The sequence below is a fragment of the Flavitalea sp. genome (assembly GCF_035489435.1).
In the GTDB taxonomy this organism is placed as follows: domain Bacteria; phylum Bacteroidota; class Bacteroidia; order Chitinophagales; family Chitinophagaceae; genus DATHKG01.
Genome location: NZ_DATHKG010000017.1, coordinates 30,148 through 42,035, shown reverse-complemented (window position 1 = coordinate 42,035; position 11,888 = coordinate 30,148). Strand labels below are relative to the sequence as shown.

The following is an 11,888-nucleotide window of genomic DNA, read 5'->3' as shown; positions in this document are numbered from 1 at the left end:
AACTCACTCCAAAAACAAAAACCATGGATCAAATTAATATTATAGAAAAACCCGCAACAGAGCGAAAGGCTTATGCTACACCCGATAAAGTTCAAACAAGCAGGTTAGGTGCGCTTCAGTTCACAGACGGTGTGCCAGATGCTGCTACAGCAGAATTATTATACGACGAGTTGGATTATATCCATGCAGTAGAGGCTTTTATCAGTGGTTTCCCTTTAGTGAACCAACTGGCACTTCGAAAAGGATTTATCGCGGCAGGCATTAACGATAACGAATTTATAGTTACGCCTAACCTGATGGATTCAAAGTCAGTGTTTCTTACTGCTAATGCTGACACTTATTATTTATGGGCGTATATAGATCTTACAAAAGGCCCCATAGTAGTGGAGACGCCTCCTGGTGCATTGGGTATTTTTGATGATATGACCTGGAAATGGATAAGTGACTTCGGATTGCCAGGACCTGACCGGGGCGAAGGTGGAAAATATCTTTTGGTTCCGCCTGATTATACCGGCTTTTTGCCCGAGGGTGCTTATTTCATTTGTCATTCTAACACATGGCAGGCATCATGCCTGGGCCGCTGTTTTCTTGAAAACAACGATCCGAAGTCTGTAGATGAACTTGTAAAAAAAACACTTAAGGTATATCCTTATGTGCCTGGAGGAGTAGGCTCGAGCATCGGCAATTATTTGCTTGGAAAAGGCGCGCTGGGACAACTAAGCAAACCAACAGCTCCAAAATTTATAGACGGTACCGCAAAAGTGATGAACACTGTTCCGCCTGCTGATTATTCCTTTTTTGAAATGTTGAATGAAGTTATTCAAACCCAACCTGCAGGATCAGTAGATGCTGAGATAGCAGGGCAGTGCGCGGCCATTGGGATTGTAAAAGGAAAATCTTTCAAACCGGATGCGCGGATGAAGAAGATACTTACCGAAGCCGCCGCTATTGCGAATGCGACCGCCCGTACTTTAACCTTTAAGGCAAGGGAATCGGAAGGTTTTAATTACTATGGCGCTAAATCAAATTGGGTGAACTCGCTGTTCACCGGGGGATTCGAATTTATGACACCACCACCGGAAGTTACAAAAGACGGTCTTAAACATTATCCAAACGATGGCGCAAGAAAACTAAACGCACGCACCTGGTTCTTTTATCTCGCCACCGGCATAACACCGGCGATGTGTATGCGACTGGAAAATATAGGTTCGCAATACCTGGCAGTATATCTCGATAATAAGCAGCAACCTCTGGATGGTAATAAGACTTATAAAGTTACATTACCTCCCAACATTCCTGCAGCAAGGTTCTGGTCGTTTACCGTGTACGATAATCAATCGCGTTCAATGCTAGAAACCCCGCAACGCTATCCACGCGCAGGAAGTCAGAGCTATCCTTCCCCGACTGCAAAAGCCAGTGCCGATGGTTCAACGACAGTTTACTTTGGCCCTAATCAGCCTGCTGGTATAGATCGTGGCAACTGGATCCAAACTATGCCTGGTAAAGGATGGTGTGCATTGCTGAGATTGTATAGCCCACTGAAGGCTTTCTTTGACAAGAGCTGGCAGGCAGGTGAAGTCGAGGTAGTAAATTGATTTTTGAAGAATTAATAAGTTTAATGATTTAAACGAAAACAAAATGGAGACTATCAACAAACAGGCGGAGACGGACAAGACCATAAAAACCCGTACGGCTTCCTGCGCCTGCGGCCAACTCACCTTTACCGTGGTAGGTCCCGACCCCGAACGAAGATCCTTGTGTCATTGTAAGTCCTGCCAATTGCGGACGGGGAGCTGGTTTTCAGTGCAGGCGCGATATCCACGCAACAACGTAACGATAGAAGGACAATCGACAGCATGGAAGTTCCCCGGCACCGCGGCACCGGTGACTTATCGCTCCTGCGATAGCAGTGGAGCCACCTATCACTTCTGTCCTGTATGCGGTTCAACCGTTTACTATGAGCTCGATGTGGCACCTGATTTCCTGGGGGTTAAAGTGGGTGCGTTTACCGATCCGACATTTCCCGCACCAAATATTGCCGGCTTCGAGGAGTACAAATTCCCTTATGCGATGAATCTATCGGAGCTTCCGATGGAACATCATCAATAGTTGTGGCTAACCTGTACAACAAAGACCAGGACACGGGAAGGCTCATAGTAAAAGAAATAAATTGCAAAAAACTCATCACCGCTGGCGCTATGCTGGCGGTGATTGTTAACTCAATAACGTCAACACACAACCGCACTTTTCAAAGTTCATTGCTATGAGACGAAATGCATAATTAAAAACTTCCGGAACTGAATTTTCGTGTTTGAGAAATAGCCGGCATACTTAACTGGTCCTTGTTGATAACGGTCACCTCTATAGGGTGAATCCATGCCGAATGAACAATACTCAACAATTTAAAAAAATAAAATGGGAGAGAATATAAAAATGGGAAAAGGATTCATTTTAATTCTTATAGCATTTTCGGGAATAAGTACTTCATTCTCTCAGGGCAAAGCCGTTTCACCTATACTAACAGGACACTATCTTCCGGGCATAATCAATATAAGAGATTTTGCCAATCCTTCTCCCGCCAACGGGTTAATCGCACTCGATTACAATATTTTTCTTTCAGGTGATAAGTTTTTTGGAAAAGATGGTGAACAGGTTACAAAGATTACAGGTCCATCAGGCACGTCTATTGACTTAAATGTTGATCTGAATGGATATCTCAATACACCATTTCCTGTTTGGGTATCAAAGTTTAAAATATTAGGTGCAAATTATCTCGCCGGTGCTACCGTAGGATATTCTACCATTAGCACAAACACTGCCTATGCAAGTATCGGGCAGATTGATTCCTTTCATCAAAGCGGCAACGTAACTGGAAAAGTGAGCGGATTTTCCGATATGGGTATAATGCCCATCTATCTTAGCTGGGGATTAGATCAATTTGATATCACCGCCGGATATATGTTTTATGCCCCAACTGGAAAATATGAACCTGGAGGCTCAGAGAATATCGGAGTTGGTTATTGGAGCCATATTTTTCAATGCTTTGGATACTATTATCCAATGAAAATAAAAGGCGAAACTTCCAAAGCGCTGGCAATTATGCTGGCTTCAACTTATGAACTCACCAGCAAAATAAAAAATGCGGATGTGAATCCAGGCAACAGGTTCTACCTGGATTATGGCATCAATCAATATCTAACTACGAAATTTTCACTGGGTGTATTTGGTGGAAATAGCTGGCAGGTGTCTGAAGACAAGGGAAGCCAGGTATATTGGAAAACCAATGTGAAAGACAAGGTTTCTGTATTCGGGTTCGAGCTGGGATACTGGCCCTGGGCCGACCGTTTACAAGTTACAGGCAAATACGGATTCAATTACGGGGCCGTTCAAAGTTTCAAAATAAACACTTATCAAATCAATTTGCTTTTTATTACGAATGCATTAACCGGAAAACAGAACCCAAAAAAATAATTACTTCCATAAAATATTCCCTTCAAACTTAATTGTTCGATGCTGCAGAGACAAAAGTTCAATGTAAAAAAAACAGAAGAGATATTTCAGCTGAATTTAATTAAGATACTATACATGATAAAGCAGACTCCCTTATGTTAGTTCGCAAGAGAATCAAACCAGATTATTATAGTGTTCCTATAAAAGTTTGCATAATTGGATGTTTGTTATTTTCTCATGTGGTAACCAATGCACAGGACACAATCTTAAAAAGTAATTTAGTTCCTGTTGAAGACCTGGGAGATTTTGCCAGGCGAATTCTTCATAAGAAAGTAGATTCGACGAAAGTCAAAAAGGAAAAAAAAGTTGCTATTCTGCCTTCCGTAGGTTATAACCCGAGTCTTGGTGCTTTGATTGGCGCGAAGATATCGGGACTCAAACAATTGGGCGATCCCACAAATACACATCTTTCATCTTTTGGCCTGGAAGCACTGTTAACTTCAAAAGGTGTCATTACAGTACAGGCACGTCATAATGTTTTTAAAGCAGCTAATAAATGGAATATCCAGGGCAACTGGCAATTTTCAAAATATTTAATTGCGGATTATGGAATAGGAACAGGCAATAAAGATTATCTGACTAAGAGTGACAGTACATTCCCTATCAAGTTTAATTTTATTCGCCTGACAGAAGGCGTATATAGAAAAATCGGCAATGATCTTTATGCAGGAATAGGTGTCACGATTAACATCCGCTCAAAGATTGACGACCAGAAATTGGAAACCTTTCCGAGTACCCCACATAGCCGCTACTCTAAGCGGAATGGGTTTGATTCAGGTAGATATTCTTCAAATGGGCTGTTGCTGGGATTCCAATATAATACCCGTGACCACCCATTACGTTCTTATAGTGGCTCCTACCTGGAATTGGTTTTGCGCTTCAACCCTGAATGGCTGGGCAGCTCAAAACAATCAACACAGTTTTATTACGATATCAGGAAATATATTGGCCTCAGCGAAAAAAATCCTGAACATGTTTTTGCAATCTGGCTTACTGCTTCATTCAGACTGGGCGGCACAATCCCCTATCTCGAATTGCCGGCTACCGCTTATGACATGTATAACAGGGCAGGTCGAGCCTATACCATTGGTAGATTTAAAGGTCCGTCTTATGCATATTATGAAACAGAATACCGTTTCCCGATAACCCGTAACAAATTACTGAGTGGAGTAGCATTTTTTAATTTACAAACCGCTTCAGATGATCTTGGAAAAAACATATTTCAGTACTGGGAACCTGGCGGTGGTGCGGGGCTTAGAATACTTTTACAAAAACAAAGCCGTTCCACCATTTGTTTTGATTATGCAAGAGGAAAATATGGATCAAGCGGATTTTTCTTTGGATTGAATGAAGCGTTTTAAAAAATACCCAACAAAATATTTATAGCTGAATTCTCTAAACGAAAACATTATGAAATACAACTTCGCAGTTTCATCAAAACAAGTACTTATTGTTATACTGGTAATGACAATTACCTGCGCACAAACATTTGCGCAGGATAGCATGTCTACAAAACAACCTGCCACAACCTCGAATAAATGGAGATTCCTGGCGGAACTGTATCTGATGTTTCCGAATATGGAGGGCCAATCAGGTTTAGGAACACTTCCCGAGGTGGATGTCGATGCTAATCCCGGTGATATATTTGATAAACTTCAGATAGCTGCAATGCTTTATTTTGAAGCAGCTAATGATCGCTGGGCTTTTTCCTCAGACCTCATTTATATGAGCCTGGAACAAGATCTCACGGCAGGCAGGGTTATAAAGAGCGGTGAAGCTAATGCGAAACAGTTTGCCTGGGAACTGGCAGGTATGCGAAAATTGATACCCGGGCTTGAAGCTGGTATTGGCTTAAGACTTAATAGTATGAAAATGGACTTAGATCTCGTTCAGAATAATGTGGGAGGAGGATCCACAAACAGAAACAGATCAACAACAGAAACCTGGGTTGATCCTTTTATAGTTGCTCGCCTTAAAAGCGATCCTGTCAAAAAATTCATTTACCAGTTGCGTGGAGATATTGGCGGTTTTGGGGTGGGATCAGATTTTGCCTGGCAGGTTCAGGCCTATGCCGGTTATCGCTTTTCAAAACTTTTCCAGATAACAGCAGGTTACAGGGTGCTGGGAATGAACTATGACAAGGGAAACGACGAAAACCGATTTTTGTATGATATGAACATATTTGGCCCTGTATTAAAATTTGGATTCAATTTCTGAGTAGTGAAATCTGAAACTAAGAGAAATGAATCTAATCGACATCAGGTTGGCAAAATATCTTCTCTGCATGATTATTTTTTTCGGATCGCTATCCGCGTATACGTAAACAGAGTTTGATTCACTCAAACGTAATAGCCAGCTGGATACCCTTTATCAAAAATCTTCAAAACCAACATTTAGCACGGAATTTGCCGAGTTAAAAATTTCCGGTTTTATAAACTTCATTTCAACAGTGGTCAGACTAGCTTTGGAATCAATTCTTGTGATAGTCATCTCAATAATTCTTATTCAAATGTTTTCAGGAAATTTATCTTCCAACGTATCGAGCTAGTTTTCAAATATTTGCACTATCATTTATTGCTACTTTTTCGACTCTTCTTACTGAAAAACTTAAAATAATAAAATTTACGAGCAGAGGATTTCCTTGAAATATCAGTAATAGCACTAAGCAAGTTTCCAATCCTGGAGATTTTACCCTTGTTACATAACGATTTTGTTTAATATTTTCGTCTGGCACACGACTAAACATTGTTGTTTAATTGTAGCTCTCATCCAAGTGTTAACTGTAAATGTCTAAGCTTATGTCTTCGCCAGATGTCTCAGCGGTCAAAGCAGAACTGGAACGCGTATTAACCTCCAAAATATTTCAAAAATCAACAGTCCTGTCGAACTTTCTCCGCTATGTTGTTACAGAAACCCTTGAAGATAAAACGCTCGAAATCAAAGAATATTCAATAGCGGTCAAAGCGCTGGGCAAGCCCGCAAATTTTAATCCGCAATTAGATTCTTTGATTCGTATTCATGCCGGTCGGTTAAGAAGAAACTTATTAGAATACTATCGCGTTGAGGGTTGTGGCGATCCTATTACCATTACATTCATCAAAGGAAGTTATATACCTGCGTTTCTTCCTACTGTGAAATTGAATGGGTCAGTCGTTGAAATTCCAATCTCCAAAGCGCCAACAAATTTAACCACCAGCCGAGTTGCAGTTTTGCCTTTTAAGAATTTGTCCGGTTCAAAGGAAAATGATTTTATGATTAACGGTTTTTGTGAACAACTAAGCTCTGACCTCGGCCAGTTTCCGGAAATCGCAGTGCTCGCCTACTTTTCCACTTTAAAATTTAAAGGAGAACAACCTGATATCAGAGAAGTGGGAACAGAACTCAATACAAGCCACTTGATAACCGGAAGTATTTATCGTGATAAAAAACATTTAAGGATTTCGATGCAATTGGTAAATGCATCAACTGGTTCCCAGGTATGGACGCACACTTACGATCGCACATTACAATCAACTTATCCCTACGAAATTTTTGATGATATCATCAAACAGGTAGTACCTAAATTAATCGGGCTTCATGGGCTCATCAGCAGAAATTTTGCGATGTCGACCCAGGTGGATCCTTCCATGGATCAGCATTCGCTAGACGCAGTATTCTGGTATTATCATTATGAAATAAAGTATACTGAAGAGGTTTTTCAAACAGCGAGACAGAAGATTGAACAATCGTTACACAAAAGTCCCGACAATGCGATGGCATGGGCAATAATGGCACAGCTATATATTGATGGCATCGCCTTATGTTATGAAACAGTAACTGACCCTATACATGAGGCAAATATTTGCATACAGAAAGCAATGCAGCTTGATCCGGACTGTCAGCATGCCTCCATGTCACTGACCTGGGTCTTTATTTTTCAAAGGGATAAAAACGCTGCTATGAAAGCTTTAGACAAGATGCTCTCAATAAATGAAAGATCACCATTTCACATGGGAGCCGCTTGTTTTTTCCTTGGCATTTTAGGGGAATATGAAAAGAGTATTGATTACTTCAAAAAGTCCACTGAGCTTAATCCGTATTATTCATGGTGGGTGAACCTGGGACCATTCTTTGCCCATTTCTACTCTGGCGATTATGAGCAAGCCTTACAATTTGCGAATCTTATTAACATACCAGGAGTATTCTGGAATCTACTTCCTAAAATTGCTGCATTAGGTCAACTGTCGCGGCTAGACGAAGTTTCAGTTCTGGTTGAAGAGTTTCAGATTCAGTTTCCCGGTATGGAAACAAAATATTGCCAGACACTAAAAACCATCCTTTTTCATGAATTGGTTCATGACCGTATTAAGGAAGGATTAAGTAAAGCCGGACTTGATGTTCAGAACAAAGCTATGGCATAGGCCCGGAACAAATAATGACTAATTCAGCAGTAAAAGAAATATTTACAAATTAGAGCAGAGGGTTTTATTAAAATCATCGTAATAGATATGACGAGTCCATAAAAGCAATTGCTCTTAGACCATTGATAATCCAATGATGAGTTTGATAGATTCTATGCAATTCGCAACTTCAGATATCGACTATATTAAAAGATGTTTTCTCATATAGCAGTTAGTTTTGGCGAGAGGTGTTTCTACACCTCTTTTTTTATACTCAGAAATTCATTTTGAAAAACATTCAAAGTAAATACCTGCGGACAATTTATTTATCCTTTACTAAATGGTGATTTGGTGTTAAAAAGTGATATAACAACTTTGTTGTATTAAATTAAATACAACAAAATGAAAACAATTTTTATTACCGGGGTATCTTCCGGATTAGGAAAAACAACTGCAAAATTAATGAAGTGGTGTCAAAGATTACCAGCCAGTTTGATGTTGATGTGGTTTTCAACAATGCGGGTTATGGACTTATCGGTCCGCTTGAAACCATAACTGATGAACAGCTTGCCCGGCAGTTTGAAACCAATGTATTCGGTGCCATACGGGTAACACGTGCTTTTATTCCTTATTTCAGGGAAAAGAAAACTGGTCTTTTTCTCACAACAACCTCTATTGGTGGCCTGATCGGCCTTCTCCTCAATTCAATCTATAATGCTACCAAATGGGGATTGGAACGCGTCAGAATTTTAAAGCATATGAAAGAACGTTTGAACGATTCTACGCCCTGACGTCGATGGGAAACAATTCAGACCGAACAATAAACCAGGAGCGATTGTTAACAAACCCTTACAGTTACCAAGTAGCAAACAGTAACCGTGTAGTAAATGGAGTACATCAACATTGAGGATCTTTTTTAACTTGTATTTGATATGAGCTATTGTTCTATTATAAATTCAATGCAGCCGGAAGAAAGGAAAGCGCTACATAAGAACTATCATGATAATCTTTACGGTTTCCCTTTATCGGATGACAACGAATTGTTTGGGAGACTGATCCTGGAAATCAATCAGGCTGGATTGAGTTGGGAAACTATTCTGAAAAAAGAAGCTTCTTTTCGCAAAGCATACAGCAATTTCAACATTAAGAAGATCGCGGCCTACACAGAAGTTGACAGGAATCGCCTGCTGAACGATACCGGTATCATCCGGAATAAATTAAAGATAAATGCCGCTATAGAAAATGCTAAAACAATACTGCAATTGGATGAAGAATTTGGTTCTTTCCAACAATGGTTGAAACATCATCATCCAAAAACAAAAGATGAGTGGGTAAAGTTGTTTAAAAAAACTTTCAAATTTACTGGTGGGGAGATCGTTAATGAATTTTTGATGAGCATCGGTTTTCTTCCCGGCGCACATGATTCTTCTTGCCAGGTATATAAACAAATTCTTAAACAGAAGCCTGTGTGGGCTGTCAAATAAAATAGCCTGGAATCACCAGGGAGCAAAATGTATACGTATAGAACCCTTCATTTTGTGACTTCCCTTACAAGAAAGCTGGTGCGGAGCTCCGTTTTAATGTTGCTCATGCGGGATTTTGTATCTTTAAAGACAACATCAAAGGAAAAGATGATTATATGAATAATACATCTGACAAAACCCCGGACGAAGAAAATCATGCATTCGAAGTATGGAAGTACTATGGAGGCGTCGGCGGAACTGACAAAGACACAATGATTAAGATTGTAACCTGGCTGTTGGGATTTTCTGCGGCGAGTATTGGCGTGTATACATCTGTCAAGTCAACGGATTTCCCGGCGCGAGTTCTTCCAATTATAGGCATCGTCTTTTCAATTCTCGGAGCATATATCGCTATATTATATGGGGCATACGTTGCCTGGAATTGGGCGATAGCAGATCGAATTGCGGAGGACAATGGCTGGACAAAACAGAAACCAGATTACCGACCGTTCCAGAAATCTGACAACTGCATAGCCTTTTGGCTTGCGAAACCATGCAACAATAAAATTGCCCCGGTTTTTAAGTTCTTTTTTTGGGTTTCAATTGTTTCTTTAGTTATTCACGGGTTACTTCTTTTTTTTGGCAAGTGATGCACATGTTAAATGATCGATACACATAGAATCCTAACACCTAGACAGCAGCAAACCTAATTTATTATACTTTGATTCTCACTCAAGATCTGGTTATCGCGAAAGTGTGAGCCCATTGCAAACACCAACCAGCCACCATTTCTCAAATTCATTTATTTATCTCTGCCTGGTTGTCTGCGAGAAGTTGTTTTGCGAAAATGTTTGTGTCATCCTGAAATTTTATTTTCTCCTATTTATTGCAAATATCATTACTGAAGAAATAATACACATTACTAAAGCAGCAATGATAAGTGAATTATTTTTTTGTGAAATTCCTATAAAGAAGTCTCCAACAAACATCACTAAAAAGAAAATATATGCAATTGTAAGCATAGGAATTGACTTTTTAAATGTTGCAAAAGCAAAGATAAAGCCAAGTGCAAATTGTCGGGTAGCCCACATATAAATCAGGTAGTCAACGCCTTTTGCGTTAAGATCAACTGTCTCTAAAACCGATTGGGGTGAAAAGCATAATGATAAACTTACCATTACTTCAAGTAACGCAAAAATTCCTGATACTATTAGTATCCATTTTGGTAATTTTTTTTGTCTTTCTGCCATAATCTCAATTTGTTTATAAATTGTTTTTTATCGTCTGTTTAATGTTCACACCGACGGTCGATAAATTGGTCGCTAGCATTTTTAGTACATGATCACTATCGCAAAAAAGCACATAAATTCTTAGGTAATCTGTGATTTTCGTTACCATAGCGAATTTCTCTTTGCAGTATTACTTAATTTGTGTAAGAACCTCATCGATTGACCATTGCGCGATTTTACGTGCCGCACTTGTTTTAGAAGCATTATTATTTTCAACCATCACGATCAAAGGCTTGGCGATATTAGTCATTGGTTGCATTTTAGAAACGAATGCCAGATACGCAGTAATTTTCTTTCTTGCTCCCTCCTTTTGTATTTCGCCCATTATCAATACATATCCCGAATGTGGATTATTTACAAGTTCCTTGGTTGTTGGGCCATCTGACTCAATGCTTTTTCCAATTCGATTCGCACCCAATCCTGAGAGTCGTTGATTCGGTTATGGCCGTTTATTTTGCTCCCCAACCAATTTGGTCCAATGATGGCTAATACTACTGAAGAGAATAGAAGATATTCTGAAATTGCTTCCGTGAAATCGACCCCTGGTTCGATTTTGTTAATGTCAAGGAAAATTTGATCATCGTAGAAGTATTGCTTCAGCGAGTCAACCAGTCGTCCAGTCTCACCACTCGTATCTTCCCTGCGGTAGCTTAAAAAAATATTTTTTTCCTTAGCATTTAGGTTGGTATGCATTTTTCCAAACGGAACAAATTAAGAAATCGATTTTGAATGATTTTGAATTATATACATTCGCAACTTGCTCGGATGTACATTCGAATTTATAATTAGAAGTTAAGCAATTCTTGGAACAATACTCAAGAACAATTGTCGACTACGATGTAGAATTGTCTAAATTCTACAATAGGATTCCAAACCGATTATTATAAAGGCGATTTCTTTGATTATTAATGTTGCATTAGTCCAAATAAGGCAATAGGTATCAAATTCTAATGCACTAAAAGTGACAGAAATGACTACTGGATAACTCCACATGATTATGTCTCAATGATTCTTTTGAATTGTTTTAGAATCGGTAGAATATTAGTTGAAAGTCTGGATGCTTCCCAATAGTAACTTTCCAAAAAAACCCTGAAATTCACAATCCGATTGTCTTTCAGGGTTTATTTCTGTGATCCGGATTGGATTCGAACCAATGACCTACTGCTTAGAAGGCAGTTGCTCTATCCAACTGAGCTACCGAACCAATTCACCGACCTAATTTTTAGACCGGCCGCAAAGATAATTTT

The 11,888-nt window shown here is 39.5% G+C and carries 13 protein-coding genes and 1 tRNA gene; 9 read left to right on the top strand and 5 right to left on the bottom strand.

The window, feature by feature from the left end; genetic code table 11:
- Window positions 1-23 precede the first annotated feature (23 nt).
- Window positions 24-1,595, top strand: a complete 1,572-nt coding sequence (locus VK664_RS02040) for a DUF1254 domain-containing protein (RefSeq protein ID WP_461396929.1) — start codon at window positions 24-26, stop codon at window positions 1,593-1,595.
- Between the two features lie 28 nt (window positions 1,596-1,623).
- On the opposite strand, the gene VK664_RS02035 is transcribed toward VK664_RS02040, so the two are convergent.
- Window positions 1,624-1,764, bottom strand: a complete 141-nt coding sequence (locus VK664_RS02035; protein ID WP_461396995.1) for a hypothetical protein — start codon at window positions 1,762-1,764, stop codon at window positions 1,624-1,626.
- Here VK664_RS02035 and VK664_RS02030 point away from each other — a divergent pair.
- From VK664_RS02030 to VK664_RS01995, 8 genes are all read left to right on the top strand, one after another.
- Entirely contained in the window at window positions 1,726-2,109 is a 384-nt protein-coding gene (locus VK664_RS02030; protein ID WP_461396928.1) for a GFA family protein, read from the top strand. The genes VK664_RS02035 and VK664_RS02030 overlap by 39 nt on opposite strands.
- A 306-nt stretch (window positions 2,110-2,415) precedes the next feature.
- On the top strand, window positions 2,416-3,471 hold the full coding sequence (locus tag VK664_RS02025; RefSeq protein ID WP_461396927.1) for a SphA family protein: 1,056 nt from the start codon (window positions 2,416-2,418) through the stop codon (window positions 3,469-3,471).
- 134 nt (window positions 3,472-3,605) lie between these two features.
- Window positions 3,606-4,871 carry a BamA/TamA family outer membrane protein gene (locus tag VK664_RS02020; RefSeq protein ID WP_461396926.1) on the top strand — a complete coding sequence of 422 codons (1,266 nt, stop codon included), beginning with the start codon at window positions 3,606-3,608 and terminating at the stop codon, window positions 4,869-4,871.
- A gap of 49 nt (window positions 4,872-4,920) precedes the next feature.
- A complete protein-coding gene (locus tag VK664_RS02015) occupies window positions 4,921-5,727 on the top strand; it encodes a hypothetical protein (RefSeq protein WP_461396925.1) in 807 nt (268 codons plus the stop codon).
- Between the two features lie 581 nt (window positions 5,728-6,308).
- Window positions 6,309-7,910, top strand: a complete 1,602-nt coding sequence (locus VK664_RS02010; RefSeq protein WP_461396924.1) for a tetratricopeptide repeat protein — start codon at window positions 6,309-6,311, stop codon at window positions 7,908-7,910.
- Between the two features lie 449 nt (window positions 7,911-8,359).
- On the top strand, window positions 8,360-8,680 hold the full coding sequence (locus VK664_RS02005; protein WP_461396923.1) for an SDR family NAD(P)-dependent oxidoreductase: 321 nt from the start codon (window positions 8,360-8,362) through the stop codon (window positions 8,678-8,680).
- A gap of 141 nt (window positions 8,681-8,821) precedes the next feature.
- Window positions 8,822-9,373, top strand: a complete 552-nt coding sequence (locus VK664_RS02000) for a DNA-3-methyladenine glycosylase I (RefSeq protein ID WP_461396922.1) — start codon at window positions 8,822-8,824, stop codon at window positions 9,371-9,373.
- A gap of 155 nt (window positions 9,374-9,528) precedes the next feature.
- Window positions 9,529-10,002: a hypothetical protein gene (locus tag VK664_RS01995; protein ID WP_461396921.1), complete on the top strand. Its 474-nt coding sequence runs from the start codon at window positions 9,529-9,531 to the stop codon at window positions 10,000-10,002.
- Between the two features lie 219 nt (window positions 10,003-10,221).
- Here the strand turns inward: VK664_RS01995 and VK664_RS01990 are convergent, their stop codons facing one another.
- The 4 genes from VK664_RS01990 to VK664_RS01975 form a co-directional block, all read right to left on the bottom strand.
- Window positions 10,222-10,602 (bottom strand): hypothetical protein, encoded by a 381-nt coding sequence (locus tag VK664_RS01990; RefSeq protein WP_461396920.1) that lies wholly within the window; start codon window positions 10,600-10,602, stop codon window positions 10,222-10,224.
- Window positions 10,603-10,771: 169 nt separating this feature from the next.
- Complete coding sequence (locus VK664_RS01985) at window positions 10,772-11,059, bottom strand: hypothetical protein (protein WP_461396994.1); 288 nt, start codon at window positions 11,057-11,059, stop codon at window positions 10,772-10,774.
- Window positions 10,996-11,334 (bottom strand): toll/interleukin-1 receptor domain-containing protein, encoded by a 339-nt coding sequence (locus tag VK664_RS01980; RefSeq protein ID WP_461396919.1) that lies wholly within the window; start codon window positions 11,332-11,334, stop codon window positions 10,996-10,998. The genes VK664_RS01985 and VK664_RS01980 overlap by 64 nt, the downstream gene beginning before the upstream one ends.
- A gap of 437 nt (window positions 11,335-11,771) precedes the next feature.
- A tRNA-Arg gene (locus tag VK664_RS01975) sits at window positions 11,772-11,845 on the bottom strand.
- Window positions 11,846-11,888: the final 43 nt, after the last annotated feature.